This is a genomic window from Neptuniibacter marinus (genome assembly GCF_965223595.1).
Classification (GTDB): domain Bacteria; phylum Pseudomonadota; class Gammaproteobacteria; order Pseudomonadales; family Balneatricaceae; genus Neptuniibacter; species Neptuniibacter marinus.
The window spans coordinates 2,979,093-2,996,244 of sequence record NZ_OZ245004.1 but is presented as its reverse complement, the minus strand read 5'-3'; the positions used below and the strand labels follow the sequence as shown (position 1 = coordinate 2,996,244).

Here is a 17,152-nt window from a genome sequence, read left to right as displayed (position 1 = left end):
CTTAAAGGGTCGTTTTTTATATGTGGCTAGTGTGATTGAACTTTGTTCATCTCTATTAAAAAAGGTACAATGCGCGGCTAGAAAATTATTAACTACTGGATAGGCCAATATGGGCATTAAAGCTGATCGTTGGATTCGTCGTATGGCGGAAGAGAAGGATATGATTTCACCCTTTGAACCGGGTCAGGTTCGTGAGGTTAATGGATCACGTATCGTCTCTTATGGAACATCTAGTTACGGCTATGATGTACGTTGCGCGAATGAGTTTAAAATTTTTACCAACATCAACTCATCCATTGTCGATCCTAAAGATTTTGATGACGGCAGTTTTGTAGATGTTCAGTCGGATGTCTGTATTATCCCGCCAAATTCATTCGCGCTAGCGCGTACTGTTGAATATTTCAAAATTCCTCGTGATGTATTAACCATCTGTTTAGGCAAAAGCACTTATGCCCGTTGCGGTATTATTGTTAATGTCACGCCATTAGAGCCTGAGTGGGAAGGTCATGTAACGTTGGAGTTTTCTAATACCACCCCGCTACCTGCTAAAATTTATGCCAATGAAGGGGTTGCTCAAATGCTGTTTCTTCAGGGAAGTGAGGTTTGTGAAACCTCCTATAAAGATCGCGATGGTAAGTATCAGGGTCAGACTGGTGTTGTGGTTCCTCGTACTTAACTTTGACTGTATCTATAAATGATTTTAAAGCACGAAAAAATTAGTTTATTTTGGGACCAGCTCCAAGAAACCATTGAGCAACTTCTATCGAGTAGGAGTGATGATCGTTTTGAGGCGGAGCCGTTACTAAAGCAATACCGTGAGCAATTACAAAAGATTGACAGCAACCTGACGTTTCATTTTCAGAGCGATGAGGGTGAAGAGGGGGCTTTAGAGATGGTTTTTGGTTGTGATGGTTTTCCCGAATCAATCCATTCTGTGTTAAGTGTAATAGGCGCAGCGCCAGAATTGACCGGAATAGAATTTAAGGCGTTTAATAACCGCTACGATCCTATTCCCTTATCGGTGAATATTGGTGATGAATTTTGTGAAATTCATGATTTTTGGTGTCGCGTAAATGTTGTAAATAATCGTATGCATCTAGAGATCTATTTAGAAAATGCACCAAAAGTTTTGGATATGGATCCTAGGGTAGAAGCGGTTATGATCTATCTAGATGCATTGATAGGTGAATATGAACTGATGACGCGTGTATGGGCATTAGATTGGTTCGAAATACCTAAATCACCTGAAGATCATGGTTTAACTAAGTTAGTGGACTTACGTGATTATTTTGACGAAGTTAAACAGGATGCATCTCCCATAGGGATTACGTTACATTAATCTGTTTCGAGATTATCCGTAAATGTGAAGTATGGACGCAGTTTGATCATTAGTTATGAGCTTCTGCGTCTTAGTTTCTCAGTTGTCTGAGAGAATATAAACGCTGCCTTCTTCATCTTCAGTTTGTTTTTCGCCTGCTTTAAATAAAGTGCGCATTTGTTTCCCCTTCCTTGTTTTTTTTAGTTGCTTCCTAAGTAACAATCGACCATTGTTTTATTAACCTTAGCTTTTTAATTTAAATTTTTATCATTTTCTTGGAATTAGGCGTTATATGAGTGGATTGCTAACAGCTTTACTCGAAGAAGTTCGTGTTGAATATATATCGCGTATGCAGGCTACGGCTTGTAATGAGCCCTATTTAACGGCCGAACGTTTATGCCATGAGAGGCTTTTTCTTGAAGCAGATCTGTTAGCTGAGATAATAGAACAGGATCCCACACTTCTCGCAGCCCGCGCTGGTGATTTTATTATGAATAAACAGGCGAGTGAGAACCCCTCCGTTGGAATTATTGTTTGTAGTAATATTTTAGCAGCAGCTTTAGAAGGCTTGCTGGCCGTTGCTGTCGATCGTGAATGGCTGGAAACTGATGATGAAGGGCATATTTTAGTTGATGATGAAGAGTTGCTAAAGGATAGTCAGTATCCGATTAATATTGATTACAGCCAGTCAGAAACGGCAAAGCGTAATATTAGTATAGGAGGGGCGAGTAAGCTGTCTCAGATATTTTCTGCCGCAGAGTCCGATTATCTAGACTCATTGCAACAAAGTACGCGTGACCTCGATCCTTATCAGCGGGCGCTTGATATATCATCTAGTTATTCAGTGTTTGCACCAGAAGATATCTCCCCGCTTGTTGCTGAGAATCCAATGCTGCTTGGTTTAAGGCCTGAAGATATAATGGATGAAGATCTGTTTGATGGTGACCCTCCAGCAGGTTTGATTATTAGTGCCCACTTAACCCAGATGCTGCTCCAGCAGATGCTGGAGCTAGGCGTTGAGCATGGAGTGTTGGTGCTGGATAGTAGTGGTCATATTATTGTGCCTGATGCACCTAAAGCCCCACCGACGATCCATTAATTATTAAGAACTTAGTAAGTAGATTTATAGTATATCGAAATCGATTTTGTTTTCTGCCACATGGAATAGAGATGCAACTACTTGGCGATCATAGCGCTTACCTGCATCATTTAAAATGATCGCTAATGCCATTTCTACCGGTAAGCTATCTCTATAGGCTCTAGGACTAATCATAGCGACAAAATCGTTTACAGTTGTAAGTATTCGCGAGTTGAGCAAGAGCTCATCACCAGATATTCCGTTCGAGCCAGAACCGTCTAAGTATTCATGTTTCTGGAGTATTGTTTCTAACACCGGCCCATCAAATTCAATATTTTGGAGTATTTCACGGGTATGTTGGACCTCATTTTGGACAATATCTCTCTCTTGATCTGTTAAAGGCTCTGTTTTAGTTAGCAGGCTCTGGGGGATGGATAGTTTCCCTAAATTACAAAGGTTTGCTGCAATCTCAAGAGAGGCTCGGTCATTTTCTTCGAGTGCCATAGCATCAGCAACTGCAAGTGCTATTGTGGCAGTTTTTTGCGAATGCTTGGCTGAATAAGGATCATGTAGGTCAATCGCATTCATCAATGATTGCATGATTTGACGAAGTAGCTGAGTTTGCCGCTTTTGGTGTTGTTCAATTAAAGTAATATCGTGAAAGTGGAGCATTACCGATGCTGTGTCACCGTAGAGCATAGGCACTAAGCTAATTACAAAAGTACTGAGAGTTCCTTGGAGCTCCAATGATTTTTTATAAGATCCATCTTTTTGGCTTTCAAAACATTCTTTTATCAGTGGGGATAGTTGCTCAGCGTAATGGCTCCCCAGTACGGAATTTAGATTTTTGCCTTCACTATCCTCAGGGTTGATTGAAACTTTGCTGGCGAGTGCATGGTTGATAAATACAAGGTTAATATCAGTATCAACGATCATGACCATATCGATCACATTGTTATTAATCGCATCAAGCAGGCTTGTTTTTTCTTTTAAGGCTAGAGCGGTGGTTCGCAACTCTTTGTTTGACTTCTGCTCCTTCAATAGGTGTCCGTACCAACCCGCAGCGACTAGCATCGCTAAAAGCGCGAGTGTGCCAAGCACTAGCATCATTTGTAGGTTTGCTTGTTCCTCTGCGCTTTGCCCTAGGGCATCGTTACGGTCTACCTTAATAATGAGTTTAAGGTTTGTGCTGGCAATATTCCGGCTAACCGCTAATACATCTATGCCACGATAATCTTTCGCCTGAATGAATTGTCCAGGTGCATTGAAGGCAAGCGCTGCTGCACTTTGCCCATTCATTGGAATTACTTTTGCCAATGCGGAGCTTTTGTCTTGGCGTAGAGGGCTCGCGTAAACTAAGCCTTCGTCTTTTTTCTGTAGTAGTGCAGATTCTAGGGATTGTAGTTCGACACTATAATTACGGAGCAAGCTGTAGAGTTCTTTTTCAGCATTTTTTATCCCTACCAAATAGCCAATGATCTTACCTTCAGCGCCAAATTGCGGAAGCCCTGTGATAGCGCTGACAAAAGCGATCTGACTTGTTTGATTTTCATTCATCCATATGTGGGTGGCAGCGACTGTGTCCACTGATAAGCTGGATTTAATGGTGTCATGAATCTCTTTATTGATAGGTGCTAAGCCAGGGGTGCCAGCAATGGGTTTTAAATTAGCGTCATATAGAGCAAGAGAGCTATTGGCTATCACTCGAAGATTGGCGTTTACACTGCTTCTTGTTTTATCAGTATAACCTTCACGGTTAGCGGCTGCGATAATAAGGTTTCTAAGGTAATCAATTTGTGCGGTTTTCTCTTGTTCGGCTGATGTTTTACCTGTTAATCGTTGAAGGTATAGCCGAACGGAATTATTATCTGCAATCTCTTTTAGAGGGGCTTCTGTAGAAAACATCCACCTTGTTGCGCTTAAACTTTGATTATCAGCGAGCGCTGATAAAGTTGTTTGCCAATGTTGAATACTCTGGGTTTGTTGATTTTCAGTGAAACGGTTGATTAACAACATACATATCATAAAGATAAGTGTGAGGCTGATAAAGCCAGTGGTTAAAATACGTTTCATGCTGATAATCCAAAGTGTGTGAGTAAATTATTTTATTCTAGCTAGATATTAGCAGTAATCTCAGTAAACAGGCATATGCAGCCACCAGCGCTTTTCATTAACTGTATATAGAGGGGTGTAATGTTTAATGTTGCGGTGGGAAATAACTTGTCGGCTTTGATTATCTAGAATTAATTCATCACCACCGTACTTTACGGCTAACACCGCGTGACCAATGCGTAAGTTGGTGTCTTGCAATACCACTATACGTAGCTCGTCGTTGCTGAAGCCTAATAGTCGTAAGGAGAAAAATTTAGTTAATGAATAGTCTTCGCAATCGCCACTACGCGATAGAAACTCTCTTACCACCGCCCAGTAATCTTCTTTTCCGTAATTATCAATATCTTGAATATAAGGTTGGCGGTTTGCATATTGATTTACCCGTTCGAGTTGCTGCCTTTTCGGAAGCCCTTTAATGCTATTAAGAAAATTATACCAAGGCTTTAAATTACATAAGCCTAATTCTCTGCATATTTGTTCTGGCGTATCTTCTCTTAAGTGCCGTTCCATGTAGCTGAGCCAATCGGGTAGCTCACTTAATGAGCGCTGTGGTAGTTCTTGTGAACCAAAAAGGCCTGCATAGGTTGCGGATGACCATGTTAATGGGATTAATAAAATGACTCCTATTATTAGGAGTGGATAGGATGCTCTCATTGGCAGCGATCTCAATATATAGATTTTATGAGCATATCTAACTAGGCCAGAAATTCCACTGTTCATATTTAAAACTATATGGCGTAACCAATAAGTGCGGAGGTTTATATCGTTTTGGTTGTTTTTACGGGCTGCACAGATAGTCCTGAAATGTACTAATAAGATGCAACAAATACAATTTATTTTCGGGTATTTTTTTATACCTTCTTTGCTGTTAAGAGCTACTCTTTAATTGAAAGAAAAAGATAGATTAAGGAGTTGGATATTGCAGCTCTTTAAGGAGGTGTGCCATGGACTTCAAAAGAATTGCTTGAGCAGCGTTAGTCTACCTTCTGTTTTTGCAGATCAGCAGTAAGGAGAGGAACAAGGCTCTGTTCATGAGTGGGGGCCTTGGGATATGCCGGTAACATGGACTATGCCGGTAACAACAGCCGCAGGGCCTGAAGTAGCTATAAATCCTTTGCTTTTAGCAGGTGGTGCAGGGCCTGAATATGTGTTTTTTGATCCAGAAATAGAAGGTCTAGGGGGAGGTGATCCATTAGTGAATGGCTGTCAGCCTGGAATGCCTTGTGGTTATGCGACTTACTATCCTCTTATGTCTGGTTCTGAAGGTAATGCAAGGGTCCCAGACAGACAAGGCCATCGTTCCAGTGGATTTTTTGTTCGGAGAGGGGTATCCAGTTTGACACCTGTTGTGGCGGGTTTTTCAATGGAAGGTTATACCGAGAGTGAGCAAAGAATAAGGCGTTACGATGCGCTAGGATTTACTGTTGCACCGAATGGCGGTGATAGCCGGTACGTTGATCTATCATCTTTGCCACTTGATGAACGTATGTGGCTAGGTTCTATGGTCGCTCATTATGGTTACGATGATGATAATTTAAGATTAGATGGATTAACTGATACATCTATCAGGTGCTTAGGTAATTGTCAGGGACGCTTTGCTCCATATATGCGGTTGGATTATGGACATTTAGGAGGCTTGGAAGGTAGTAATTTGTCCCATGGGCTTTGGTTTTCTAGCACTGGCGGTCAAGAAGGTGGAGGTGCTCAGACTTTTTTAGGTAGTTTTGTGCTTGGTATTACATCTACACTGGATGACTTAATTGCTCTACAGGTTAAGTTGGATACCATGAATAGCTTTTCTGAACTTAGTGGTGACCTAGTCGCTGAGTATCGAGGGCATAGTGCTTGGGGAGCAGGTGTACAGCTGAGTGTTAATTTCTCCAATCAAACTTTGGGTGGCTCTTTTAATGGAGGGCTAGAAGGTCATGTTATGGCGTATGCCAGTGAAAATGGCACTACTGTCGTGGGGCAGGTTGGTTTCAGCATAGATGGGGGTACAATAAATGGTATTAATTTAAATGCGGACTCTAATGCATTAAGTGCCTTGGAGGGTACAGTCTCAGGAACTGTGAATGCTAGCTTTTTTGGCGACAATGCAGGTGAAATTGGTGGTGTTGCTGATATAGTGAAAACACAAACTGTCGCTCAGCCTAGCATCGTTTCTGAAAATATTGCAGGGTACGTTGATGCTGTTCATGTAACAACTTTTAGTGCAGACCTTCAAGTACCTCAATAAAAGGGTATTTAGTTAAAGGGGTTATGTAGAGCTGTTCGACTAAAAGGCACTTTATTAAAGTGCCTTTTTTGTTGTGTGAAATATACTCAGTAGTTATACTCGCAGTTAATAACGCTAGTCTCTAATAAATAGCGTGCATATAAAGGACGGGGAGTTTAAAAATGAGGAATTACAGCGGGGTTTCTGTGCTGTCTGGTGTTTTATTGTCAATGATGGCGAATTCTGTCATGGCAGAAGAAAGCGCAGCAGAGCAGTTTGATCCAGAGCAGTTTTTCAAACAAGGAATGGAGGAGCGTGAAAAAGGAGCTCCTTATAGTGCTATAGAATCATTTCAAACTATCCTTAGTAATCAGCCATCATTACATCGTGCTCGTTTGGAATTGGCTGTGGCTTATATGCAGACATTGCAGTACCGAGAAGCTGAAGAGCAAGCGCAAGAAGTTTTAGATGATCCTCAAACACCAGCGAGCGTGCGCGTATCTATATTGGCATTCTTAGCTCAGTTGAAAAGAGATGAAGAGCAGTTAAATCCACAGCATGACCATAAGTTTAATTTGTCAGCGGGTGTGTTGTTTGATAGCAACGTAAATGTAGGCCCTTCGGGCTCAGTTGTTAATGTTAATGGGACGCCATTTACTATTACAGGTGGTTCGCCAGTTAGTGATAATGCTTTAGTGGTTAGCGGTAGTTATGATCATAGTTATCGTACGGGTAAAACGCTCCGTTTAGGACAGAGCACGGGTATGCTGTTTTGGCAGAGTGGGGCATCTGTTTATCATCGTGGATATGATACTGAAGATGATTTTGATTTAGATGTGTTGTCACTACGTACAGGACCTGCGGTTATTACCAATAAAAAATGGCGAGGTAATGTTGCACTGCAGGTGGATCATATCCGTTTGGGAGGAAATGATCTTGCTAATTATATTGGTCTTCAGCCATCTATGACATGGTCATTTGATAGCAGTACAGAATTGACGGTTGATGCTGAGTTTACAGATCGTAATTTTCAGGAAGCTAGCGATCAAGGCCGTGACTCTGATTATTACTCTGTTGGCATAGCACTAGGTAAAGGGTATAGAAATAATACTATTGGTGTTCAGGCTGGGCTTGAAAGTTTTGAAAATGATGCTAACGAAGCTGAATTTTCTAACAATGGTTGGGAAGTGTTTGCTGGTGTGAATTGGCAAGTTCAGCCTATGACGAGCTTATTTAGCCGAGTATCTTACAATGAGTCTGATTTTAAAGGTATTGTAACAGGTGTTGGTAAAGTTAGGGATGATGAGCAGATTCAGCTTATTATCGGTGGTAAACATACTTTTGCTAACGAATTAGAGTTGTCTGCTGTATGGATGAGAGTAGAAGCTGATTCTAATGTTGAGTTGTATGAATATGATCGTAATCAGTTATCAATTAATTTGGCTAAAAAGTTCTAATTTCTAAATACAGTATCTAGTAATAAAGGCCTCTTTTTAGAGGCCTTTTTTATTGGATAAAATAGATTGTTCAACTACAATTTATGTAGGTTTAGTTGGGTGTTGAATTATCAGGGTGGATTCTTTTAAATTCGTTTTCGATGCAGAAAAATAGAGATTTGGGCTGATTAAGTCAAAAGAGTCGATTCTTTATTATAGTATTCTGTTTTAATTTTGTAGTTTCATGCTCGGTAGTTTTTCAGAGCCATGTACCTTAAATACTGCTATTTCTGGTAGTTTTTTTAGTAACAAGTAGTTGTGAATCTAAAACCTAATTAAAGCCGAGTTTGTTTGAATGCCCTATTGTTGGCGATGAGGGTTTTTATCGTCAAATAGAGTGCCACCTGTACCTTGGTACAATTACAACCAGAGTTTATATGTATAAAATATGAACATATAAGATACTTTTACCCGCCTATGTTTCAACATTAGGAGCTGGGTCGCTCATTAAAATAAGGGATATAATGATGTTTAAGCGAAATCTAGTTTCTGTATCAATAGCTTCAATTCTTTTAACTTCAGCGTTGTCGGTTTCGGCTAATACAGGTTCTTCTGATAAAGAAGAGGATTCTGTAAGGTCTTGGGGCAAGTGGGCGCAAAATTTTGCAACTGCGGCAGGTGGTGAAGTTAACACAGCAGCCTTAGGATTAGCATTTGCTGGTGTAGGTCAAGGTGAGACTGGTCGTAATGGACAAAATGAACCTGGATTTGATGTACCAGTAGATCCAGTAGATCCAGTAGATATTGCGCTATGCGAAGCCGGTGCAATCTGTGGGTTTGTTACCATTCGAGAATCTAGCTATTCACAAAATTCGGCCCCTACGTCTCAAGGTGAACGAAGTAGACGTCCTGTACCGCCAAGATTTGCTGTTGGTGATGTAGGTACTTTTACAGCCGATATTTATGAAGCGGATGCGGATCGCCCTCTTTGGAAAAGAGTGTTGTTTCCTCGTATTGCCGGTTCCTTTGATGTACAAGGCAATGAAGGCTATGAGCTAGTGGTTGATGAGGCTACAGGTACTTTTGGTTATGGCTGGGGTGGCTTAGCTAAACTGGAAGGTAACAGTTATTCTGATGTGTTTTTCTCAAACTTCTTTCCTTTATTAGGTGTTGCAGAGGGTACTTGGTCTAGCAGTACTCTATCCCCATCTGGTTTTGATAATGCTAATGGCGCTGTTTGGGCGGGTATTACAACCTCTTTGGATCAGTTAAATGATTATACTGGTTCTAATGGTGTCATCGCTTCTTATAGCGGTATTACCATGCATGGAGGTACGTTCGCGGCATCCATCGATTTTGGCAATAATACATGGAATGGTGCTTGGAATAATGGCGATGTTCAAGGTGATGGCCTTGTTCGTACAACAGCTACCAATGTTGTAGGTCAGGTTGCTTTTGCTGTTACTAATGGTACGGTTGATGGTATTAACTTTATGGCGAATTCAGGTAACTTGAGTGCGGTGGATGGAGTCGTAACAGGTACAGTTAATGGTGCAGTGTTTGGTGGTAATGCTCAATCTGTAGTCGGTATGGTTGATATTGTTAAGTCTACAAATGAATACACTGACTTACAGCATGAGACGCTGTTTGCGGGTGTTAATGACGCGATTACTTCTCCTGTGTCTCGTTAGGCTCTGTATCTTTTTGGTATAAAAAACCAAGGCAATTGCCTTGGTTTTTTTTTCTGTATTTTTTGTCGGGGTGGACTAAAACGCTCACCTTTCTGTTATAACTTATTTCTTTACTGATAGAGAGCGGACTGTATTGAAAGCGGGTGTGTTTGCATTAGGTCGATCAATGCTGGGGAGTTTGCGTGATTTGGCGCCGATTGTACTTGTCATTGCGTTTTTTCAGCTTGTTGTTTTACAGCAGCCGATTCCTGATTTTTTTAACCTTCTTGTTGGCTTTTTGTGTGTCGTTGCTGGCCTTACTTTTTTTATTTATGGCTTAGAAATGGGGCTCTTTCCTATTGGAGGGAGTATGGCGTATGAGTTTACAAGAAAAGGGAGCCTTTTTTGGTTATTACTTTTTGCGTTTGCTCTAGGTGTGGGAACGACTGTAGCTGAACCTGCATTAATTGCGGTCGCGGCTGAAGCGGCTCAGGTGGCTGCAGCTGGTGGTATGATCGCTATGGAGCCTCAAGCTCAACTTGAATATGCGTCCGGTCTTAGATACACCGTTGCTTTTTCTGTTGGGTTTGCCATTGTTTTGGGGGTGCTTCGTATTCTTAAAGGGTGGTCAATTCAATATATGATTATTGGTGGTTATCTTGTAGTGGTGATTATGACTTGTTTTGCGCCTAAAGAAATAATTGGAATAGCGTATGATTCGGGTGGCGTCACTACCTCAACTATTACGGTGCCTTTAGTGACGGCACTGGGGGTTGGATTGGCTTCTTCTATAAAGGGACGTAATCCGATGATCGATGGCTTTGGGTTGATTGCCTTTGCTTCGCTTTCTCCTATGATTTTTGTAATGGCCTATGGAATGTTGATGTAATGGGATTTTGGGAGCAATTTTCTGATATTACACTTGCTACCATAAAAGATGTAATGCCCATTGTGGTTATTCTTTTTGGTTTTCAGTTTGGTGTGATCAGACGGCGTATAGCCAACCTTCGAAAGGTGTTAGTTGGTTTTGTTTATGTAGTGCTGGGCCTTGCACTATTTTTGTTAGGACTAGAAAAAGCGTTGTTCCCTATTGGCCGTTTAATGGCTGAGCAGTTAACCGATCCTGATTTTATTCGTGCTTGGAGTGATCCTTCTGATATGGGGCTTCATTGGTATGATTATTTTTGGGTGTATATATTTGCTTTTGCTATAGGTGCTAGTACAACAATCGCCGAACCCTCTCTTATTGCTGTAGCTATGAAGGCGAATGAGGTTTCGGGGGGCTCTATAGGTGTTTGGGGGCTTCGAATTGCGGTTGCTATAGGGGTTGCTATAGGAATCTCTTTAGGTGCTTGGCGTATAGTTACAGGGTACCCGATCTACTGGTTTATTATTGCTGGCTATATCATTGTTGTTATTCAAACATTTTTTGCCCCTAAAATGATCGTGCCGTTGGCATATGATTCTGGTGGGGTTACAACATCAACGGTCACTGTTCCGTTAGTCGCTGCGTTAGGCTTAGGATTGGCTGAAACGGTGCCGGGACGTAGTGCTTTAATAGATGGTTTTGGCTTGATTGCATTTGCTAGTTTGTTTCCGATAATAACGGTTATGGCATATGCGCAAATTGCAGAACTACGTACTAAACGTAGCAAGATAACGGACTAATAGTAGTCGAAGGGGCGGTTATGCATTTCAAGTTATTAGTGGTTTTTGTAGAAGATTCAAAAACTGAGGCGATTATGGAAGCTGCGCGCGAAGCGGGTGCTACAGGCGCTACTGTCATTAATAATGCTCGCGGAGAAGGTGTAAATCAGCCTAAAACGTTTTTAGGATTAACGCTTGTATCTCAGCGTGATGTTGTACTCTTTATTGTTGAAGAGCATTTAAGTCGGAAGATTCTAGAAACAATTTCTAACGTTGCGGAGTTTGAAGAGCATCCTGGTCGTGGAATAGCAATACAAGTTGATATAGAGGATGCAGTAGGGATTGCTCATCAAGTGAAAGAGCTGTCGAATATCGTTGAGGATGAGCTATGAAAGTAGAAAAGAAAGTAGTCCGTGTCCGCGATGTAATGACGGATGAGTTTGCTATCATTGATGGTTTAATTACTGTGCAGGATGCTTTAAGTGTATTTCAGCAACAAAATTCTGAAGTGCTTATCATTAATAAGCGAAACCCAGATGACGAATATGGGCTGTTACTTTTATCTGATGTGGCCAAGAATGTTGTAGCTAAAGATCGTTCACCAGAGCGAGTCAACGTTTATGAAGTAATGGCGAAGCCGGTCGTTTCCGTGGATCCCGAAATGGATATTCGTTATTGCTCACGTTTGTTTGAGAACTTTGGTTTGGCGCATGCACCTGTTATTAAGGATGGTAAGGTCTTAGGTGTTGTGAGTTATAGTGGTATCGTTTTAAAGGGTGTGTTGGGCGTTTAAATACAGTCGATTTCTTTACATAGAAAAGCCTGCATGAGCAGGCTTTTTAATTTAGAGTGATGGGTTGCTTACCGTCGAGCGGCTTTTAGTGTATCGGCAATTAGATAAGCAAGTTCTAAAGCTTGTTCTCCATTAAGACGGGGGTCGCAATGAGTGTGGTAGCGATCAGCTAGGCCTTGCTCGCTAATCATGTAAGCGCCACCTATGCATTCTGTTACATTTTGCCCTGTCATTTCGAAATGAACGCCGCCCGCATGGGTGCCTTCCGCTCGGTGTACTTCGAAGAATCCTTTGACCTCTTTAAGAATGGCGTCAACACTACGTGTTTTATAGCCACTGGAGGCTTTGATCGTATTACCATGCATAGGATCTGAACTCCATATCACTTGATGGCCGCTCTGTTTGACAGCGCGAACAAGTCTAGGCAGATACTCAGTGATTTTATCGGCTCCCATTCGAGCAATTAGTGTAATACGTCCAGCTTCGTTTTCCGGATTCAAAATATTTAACAGCTGCTCTAAGTCGTCAACTTTTGTACTTGGCCCTACTTTAATCCCAATGGGATTTTTGACGCCTCGTAAAAACTCCACATGGGCGTGATCGGGTTGACGTGTTCTGTCGCCAATCCAAAGCATATGTGCTGAGCAGTCATACCAATCACCTGTTAGGCTATCTGTTCGAGTTAAAGCTTGCTCATAACTCAGTAGCAGCGCTTCGTGAGAGGTATAAAGTGCCGTTTCATGGAGCTGGGGCGTGTTGGATGAATTGATACCACAAGCCTCCATAAAACGAATAGATTGATCAATTTGGTCTGCTAGGTTTTGGTATTTATCTGTCAGTGGACTGTTACTAATAAAACTCTGATTCCATGCATGCACTTGATGGAGGTCGGCAAAGCCACCACTAGAGAAAGCTCTTAGCAGATTAAGCGTCGATGCGGCTTGGTGGTAAGCAGTTATTAAACGTTCAGGGTCCGCCTGTCGGGCGCTTTCCGTAAACTCAATACCGTTAATGATATCGCCGCGATAACTAGGTAATTCAATGCCTTTGTTGCTTTCCATATCGCTGGAGCGAGGTTTAGCGTACTGGCCAGCAATTCGACCTATTTTTACTATAGGGCTGCTTGCCGAAAAGGTCATGACAATGGCCATCTGCATAAGGACCTTGAAGGTATCGCGAATCTTATCGGCGCTAAATTCGTTAAAGCTTTCAGCACAGTCCCCTCCTTGGAGAAGAAAAGCTTTGCCTTGAGCAACGTTAGCTAGCTCTTTTTTTAGTTGGTTTATTTCGCCGGCAAATACCAAGGGTGGCATTTTGCTTAATGTTGCTTCGGCATCCATTAAAGCCTTTTGGTCAGTGTATTCAGGCTGTTGAAGAATAGGTTTATCTCTCCAACTAGTCGGTGTCCATATTTGTGTGGTCATTTTCTGCATCCTAGAGTGTTCTAGTTTAAAGCTAAAAAATAAAGATTATTTGAAAAGAGGAACGGAGGCGGCCTGTAAATTTTGTGCAGATAGCACGAAGTCTACAGACCTAAATAAAATAGGAGTATAGAAAAAAAGCGGGGCAGGTAATGTAGTTTGACTGCAGGGTTACTGCATCCATATTGCTACGATTCACGTTTAAATACTTATCTTGTTAAATGTTGATTAATTATTTATATCATTTATTAAGCGGTCTTAATACCCGTTAAATTACGGAAAGAGATATCTTTTGCTGTATTAAGGAAGTCGACCATAAATTCTGCATCTTTTTGGTCGTCGCGAATCGCTGCATAAAGGGTGCACCATATGCCTTTTTCGCCTAGAGGTTTGGAGGCAATATATTCCCGTTGAATATACTCATGCAGTGCCCAGTTTGGTAGAGCAGCTACACCGCGACCGCTTGCCACTAGCTGAAGCATCATAATAGTCAGCTCAGCAGTTCTTATGGTTTGTGGCTCTACATCTGCTTCATCTAGAAAGTGATTAAAAATATCCAGTCGCTGGTGTTCTACTGGGTAGGTAATAAGGGTTTCTTGCGCTAAGTCTTCTGGATGGATAAAGCGTCTTGCCATTAAACGGTGTTGTTTACTTATCGCTAATCGAGATTCGTAGGTAAACAGAGGGATGTAAGTAATACCATTACGGGGTTCTGGATCGGATGTAATAACTAGATCTAAATCGCCACGTGCGAGTGCGGGTAAGGGTTGAAAGCTAAATCCACTTGAGAGGTCAAGCTCAATTTCAGGCCAGTGCTGACGGAAATGGTCAATGGTTGGCATTAGCCAGTCAAAACAACTATGACATTCTATACATAAATTGAGTCTGCCCGCTTCACCGCCAGCAAGACGTGCAATATCGCGTTCTGTATTGCGAATCATGGGCAGTATTTCATCGGCTAGTGTCAGTAGGCGTTGGCCTGCGCTGGTAAAACAAATAGGTTTTGTTTTACGAATAAAAAGAGAGCAGTTAAGACGATCTTCTAAGTCTTTAATCTGATGAGATAGGGCTGATTGAGTGAGGTGAACTCGATCTGCTGCTTCGACAAGACTACCGGCGTCGCGTAAAGCGGACAGTGTTTTTAGATGTCGAAGTTCAACCATTTGCTCGTCTCTCTAGTGGGTGATCCTATAATCGGAATATACGCAGTATAGTACGTTGGAGCAAGAAGAGCAGGTAACCCAGAAAATTACTGTGGTTACCTTGCTTTATTTGACAAGTAGAAACTCTAATAATGCTTTTTGCGCATGCAGTCTATTCTCAGCTTCATCGAATACGACCGAACGAGGATCATCCATCATATCGATACTAATTTCTTCGCCGCGGTGAGCTGGAAGGCAGTGCATAAATAAAGCATCTTTATTCGCATGGTCCATCAGTGCTGGAGAAACTTGAAAACCAGAAAATTTCTTTTCTCGTTCCTTTTGTTCCTCTTCTTGACCCATGGAGGCCCATACGTCGGTGACGATCAGGTCGCTGCCTGTAACTGCTTCTTGAGGAGAGCGTGTAATAAATACACGTTCTTTATTTTCCTCAACCAGCTCCATATTTGGATCAAACCCTTCTGGGCAGGCAATATTAAGTTTGAAATCGAATTGTTTTGCCGCATTAATATAGGAGTGGCACATGTTGTTGCCATCACCGATCCAAGTCACGGTTTTTCCTTGAATCTCACCGCGATGTTCAAAGTAAGTTTGCATATCTGCAAGCAGTTGGCAGGGGTGGTATTCATCGGTCAGTGCGTTAATAACCGGTACAGATGAGTTGGCGGCAAAGTCTTCAACCAGCTGGTGGCTAAATGTTCTAATCATGACCACATCAACCATGCTAGATATAACTTTGGCACTATCGCTAATTGGTTCGCCGCGGCCTAACTGTGTATCCCGCGGGGATAAAAACATTGCGTGGCCACCAAATTGCGCCATACCTGCTTCAAAAGAAACACGGGTACGAGTCGATGACTTTTCGAAGATCATCGACATTACTTTGCTTTTTAGTGGCTCATAGACTTCGCCGCGATTCCTAATTGCCTTGAGTTCGCTTGCGCGTCGGATCAGGCGGCCTAGTTCAGTTGAGCTTAGGTCATTTAGTGTTAAAAAGTGTCTAATAGTCATTATACTCTGCGGTCGCCATTGGGTGCTTCTGGGAGATCATTTGAGCTGCGTTCATCAGCCGCATAAATCCTAATAATTTGTGAAAGCGTGTTGACCAAAAGTTCAGCTTCGCTGTCGGTCATTGTTAGAGGAGGGAGCATCCTTACGACTTTCCCGCCGCCAGTAATATTCAATAGAATTCCTTTCACTTTTGCTAAGACTGCCAGTTCGCTACCACCGTCGGTGAGTTCTATCGCGATAAGCATGCCTTTGTTGCGGATCTCTTTAACGTACTCGGCTGTACCGATTTCGCTGCGGAAACCCTCAGCAATTTTATTGCCTAATTTTTCTGCGCGGTCACATAAATTCTCATTCATAATAGTGTTCACGACAGCAAGTGCAGCGGCACATGCAAGCGGGTTACCACCATAGGTTGAGCCATGAGTACCAGGAGAGAGAATAGTAGCGGCTACACCGCGCGCTAAACAAGCGCCAATAGGTACGCCATTGCCTAAGCCTTTGGCTGTTGTGACAACATCCGGCAGAATATTATTGTGTTGATAGGCGAAATATTTACCCGAACGGCCATTACCGCTTTGTACTTCGTCGAGCATCATTAGCCAGTTATTTTCGTCGCAGATGGTACGAATTTGGTTGAGGTAATCATCTGCAGGTATATGAATACCTGATTCGCCCTGGATCGGCTCTACTAGAACCGCAACGATATTTGGATTGTTTGTTGCAATGGTTTTGATGGCGTCAATATCATCGTAAGGGGCGCGTACAAAACCACTAACGAGAGGCTCGAAACCCGCTTGGGCTGAGCGATTACCTGTAGCACTTAATGTAGCCATGGTGCGGCCGTGGAATGCGTTTTCCATAACGATAATGGCAGGGTTGTCAATGTTTCGAACTGTGTGGCCGTAGCGGCGAGCAATTTTTATCGCAGCTTCGTTGGCTTCGGCACCAGAGTTGCCGAAAAAAACATTTTCCATACCCGAAATTTGGGTTAGGCGTTCTGCCAATTGCTGCTGATTGGGAATGGTATATAAATTTGATGTATGAAGAAGTTTGCCTGCTTGTTCTGATATGGCATGTGTAACAGCTGGGTGTGCATGGCCTAAGCCACATACAGCGATACCGCTTAATGCATCTAGGTATTTATTACCGTTTATATCAAACAACCAGCTGCCTTCTCCGCGCTCGAACGCTACGGACAACCGGTTGTAGGTAGTCATGATAGATTCTACAGCCATGTTTATATTTCCCTACAACGCAAAAAGGCAGCCAAGGCTGCCAATCTAAAGGA

The 17,152-nt window shown here is 42.2% G+C and carries 16 protein-coding genes; 10 read left to right on the top strand and 6 right to left on the bottom strand.

Features of this window, described 5'->3' with window-relative positions; genetic code table 11:
* Positions 1-109: 109 nt before the first annotated feature.
* The 3 genes from dcd (at position 110) to ACOQOE_RS14050 (ending at position 2,417) form a co-directional block, all read left to right on the top strand.
* The gene (gene dcd, locus ACOQOE_RS14060) at positions 110-676 is read left to right on the top strand and encodes a dCTP deaminase (protein WP_067866405.1); all 567 of its coding nucleotides are present in this window, start codon (positions 110-112) and stop codon (positions 674-676) included.
* Positions 677-694: 18 nt separating this feature from the next.
* Positions 695-1,339, top strand: a complete 645-nt coding sequence (locus ACOQOE_RS14055; protein WP_067866403.1) for a hypothetical protein — start codon at positions 695-697, stop codon at positions 1,337-1,339.
* 271 nt (positions 1,340-1,610) lie between these two features.
* Positions 1,611-2,417, top strand: coding sequence for a hypothetical protein (locus ACOQOE_RS14050; protein ID WP_420554304.1), 807 nt, complete (start codon positions 1,611-1,613; stop codon positions 2,415-2,417).
* 24 nt (positions 2,418-2,441) lie between these two features.
* Here the strand turns inward: ACOQOE_RS14050 and ACOQOE_RS14045 are convergent, their stop codons facing one another.
* Together ACOQOE_RS14045 and ACOQOE_RS14040 are read right to left on the bottom strand one after the other, a co-directional pair.
* The gene (locus tag ACOQOE_RS14045) at positions 2,442-4,469 is read right to left on the bottom strand and encodes an HD domain-containing phosphohydrolase (protein WP_420554303.1); all 2,028 of its coding nucleotides are present in this window, start codon (positions 4,467-4,469) and stop codon (positions 2,442-2,444) included.
* 60 nt (positions 4,470-4,529) lie between these two features.
* Positions 4,530-5,162, bottom strand: coding sequence for a transglutaminase-like cysteine peptidase (locus tag ACOQOE_RS14040; RefSeq protein WP_420554302.1), 633 nt, complete (start codon positions 5,160-5,162; stop codon positions 4,530-4,532).
* A 397-nt stretch (positions 5,163-5,559) separates the two neighbouring features.
* On the opposite strand from ACOQOE_RS14040, the gene ACOQOE_RS14035 reads away from it, so the two are divergent.
* From ACOQOE_RS14035 to ACOQOE_RS14005, 7 genes are all read left to right on the top strand, one after another.
* On the top strand, positions 5,560-6,744 hold the full coding sequence (locus tag ACOQOE_RS14035; RefSeq protein WP_067866394.1) for a transferrin-binding protein-like solute binding protein: 1,185 nt from the start codon (positions 5,560-5,562) through the stop codon (positions 6,742-6,744).
* Between the two features lie 161 nt (positions 6,745-6,905).
* Positions 6,906-8,180 (top strand): surface lipoprotein assembly modifier, encoded by a 1,275-nt coding sequence (locus ACOQOE_RS14030; protein WP_067866392.1) that lies wholly within the window; start codon positions 6,906-6,908, stop codon positions 8,178-8,180.
* A gap of 503 nt (positions 8,181-8,683) precedes the next feature.
* Positions 8,684-9,850 carry a hypothetical protein gene (locus ACOQOE_RS14025; RefSeq protein WP_420554301.1) on the top strand — a complete coding sequence of 389 codons (1,167 nt, stop codon included), beginning with the start codon at positions 8,684-8,686 and terminating at the stop codon, positions 9,848-9,850.
* Between the two features lie 166 nt (positions 9,851-10,016).
* Positions 10,017-10,718, top strand: coding sequence for a DUF1538 domain-containing protein (locus ACOQOE_RS14020; protein WP_067866446.1), 702 nt, complete (start codon positions 10,017-10,019; stop codon positions 10,716-10,718).
* Complete coding sequence (locus ACOQOE_RS14015; RefSeq protein ID WP_420554300.1) at positions 10,718-11,497, top strand: DUF1538 domain-containing protein; 780 nt, start codon at positions 10,718-10,720, stop codon at positions 11,495-11,497. Before ACOQOE_RS14020 ends, ACOQOE_RS14015 begins: the two co-directional genes overlap by 1 nt.
* Before the next feature lie 20 nt (positions 11,498-11,517).
* Entirely contained in the window at positions 11,518-11,868 is a 351-nt protein-coding gene (locus ACOQOE_RS14010; protein ID WP_067866386.1) for a P-II family nitrogen regulator, read from the top strand.
* Positions 11,865-12,269 (top strand): CBS domain-containing protein, encoded by a 405-nt coding sequence (locus ACOQOE_RS14005; protein WP_067866384.1) that lies wholly within the window; start codon positions 11,865-11,867, stop codon positions 12,267-12,269. Before ACOQOE_RS14010 ends, ACOQOE_RS14005 begins: the two co-directional genes overlap by 4 nt.
* A 68-nt stretch (positions 12,270-12,337) precedes the next feature.
* On the opposite strand, the gene ACOQOE_RS14000 is transcribed toward ACOQOE_RS14005, so the two are convergent.
* The 4 genes from ACOQOE_RS14000 to ACOQOE_RS13985 all read right to left on the bottom strand — a co-directional run bounded on the left by ACOQOE_RS14000 (position 12,338) and on the right by ACOQOE_RS13985 (position 17,099).
* Positions 12,338-13,693, bottom strand: a complete 1,356-nt coding sequence (locus ACOQOE_RS14000; RefSeq protein WP_067866382.1) for a class II 3-deoxy-7-phosphoheptulonate synthase — start codon at positions 13,691-13,693, stop codon at positions 12,338-12,340.
* Positions 13,694-13,938: 245 nt separating this feature from the next.
* Positions 13,939-14,853 carry a LysR family transcriptional regulator gene (locus tag ACOQOE_RS13995; protein WP_420554299.1) on the bottom strand — a complete coding sequence of 305 codons (915 nt, stop codon included), beginning with the start codon at positions 14,851-14,853 and terminating at the stop codon, positions 13,939-13,941.
* A 105-nt stretch (positions 14,854-14,958) separates the two neighbouring features.
* A complete protein-coding gene (gene argF / locus ACOQOE_RS13990; RefSeq protein WP_067866379.1) occupies positions 14,959-15,864 on the bottom strand; it encodes an ornithine carbamoyltransferase in 906 nt (301 codons plus the stop codon).
* Positions 15,864-17,099, bottom strand: a complete 1,236-nt coding sequence (locus ACOQOE_RS13985) for an aspartate aminotransferase family protein (protein WP_067866376.1) — start codon at positions 17,097-17,099, stop codon at positions 15,864-15,866. The genes argF and ACOQOE_RS13985 overlap by 1 nt, the downstream gene beginning before the upstream one ends.
* Positions 17,100-17,152 lie beyond the last annotated feature (53 nt).

What these genes read in the sequence shown, in the direction of transcription:
- dcd (WP_067866405.1), top strand. Translation starts at nt 110, where the DNA reads ATGGGCATTAAAGCTGATCGTTGGATTCGTCGTATGGCGGAAGAGAAG.
- ACOQOE_RS14055 (WP_067866403.1), top strand. Translation starts at nt 695, where the DNA reads ATGATTTTAAAGCACGAAAAAATTAGTTTATTTTGGGACCAGCTCCAA.
- ACOQOE_RS14050 (WP_420554304.1), top strand. Translation starts at nt 1,611, where the DNA reads ATGAGTGGATTGCTAACAGCTTTACTCGAAGAAGTTCGTGTTGAATAT.
- ACOQOE_RS14045 (WP_420554303.1), bottom strand. Translation starts at nt 4,469, where the DNA reads ATGAAACGTATTTTAACCACTGGCTTTATCAGCCTCACACTTATCTTT.
- ACOQOE_RS14040 (WP_420554302.1), bottom strand. Translation starts at nt 5,162, where the DNA reads ATGAGAGCATCCTATCCACTCCTAATAATAGGAGTCATTTTATTAATC.
- ACOQOE_RS14035 (WP_067866394.1), top strand. Translation starts at nt 5,560, where the DNA reads ATGCCGGTAACATGGACTATGCCGGTAACAACAGCCGCAGGGCCTGAA.
- ACOQOE_RS14030 (WP_067866392.1), top strand. Translation starts at nt 6,906, where the DNA reads ATGAGGAATTACAGCGGGGTTTCTGTGCTGTCTGGTGTTTTATTGTCA.
- ACOQOE_RS14025 (WP_420554301.1), top strand. Translation starts at nt 8,684, where the DNA reads ATGATGTTTAAGCGAAATCTAGTTTCTGTATCAATAGCTTCAATTCTT.
- ACOQOE_RS14020 (WP_067866446.1), top strand. Translation starts at nt 10,017, where the DNA reads ATGCTGGGGAGTTTGCGTGATTTGGCGCCGATTGTACTTGTCATTGCG.
- ACOQOE_RS14015 (WP_420554300.1), top strand. Translation starts at nt 10,718, where the DNA reads ATGGGATTTTGGGAGCAATTTTCTGATATTACACTTGCTACCATAAAA.
- ACOQOE_RS14010 (WP_067866386.1), top strand. Translation starts at nt 11,518, where the DNA reads ATGCATTTCAAGTTATTAGTGGTTTTTGTAGAAGATTCAAAAACTGAG.
- ACOQOE_RS14005 (WP_067866384.1), top strand. Translation starts at nt 11,865, where the DNA reads ATGAAAGTAGAAAAGAAAGTAGTCCGTGTCCGCGATGTAATGACGGAT.
- ACOQOE_RS14000 (WP_067866382.1), bottom strand. Translation starts at nt 13,693, where the DNA reads ATGACCACACAAATATGGACACCGACTAGTTGGAGAGATAAACCTATT.
- ACOQOE_RS13995 (WP_420554299.1), bottom strand. Translation starts at nt 14,853, where the DNA reads ATGGTTGAACTTCGACATCTAAAAACACTGTCCGCTTTACGCGACGCC.
- argF (WP_067866379.1), bottom strand. Translation starts at nt 15,864, where the DNA reads ATGACTATTAGACACTTTTTAACACTAAATGACCTAAGCTCAACTGAA.
- ACOQOE_RS13985 (WP_067866376.1), bottom strand. Translation starts at nt 17,099, where the DNA reads ATGGCTGTAGAATCTATCATGACTACCTACAACCGGTTGTCCGTAGCG.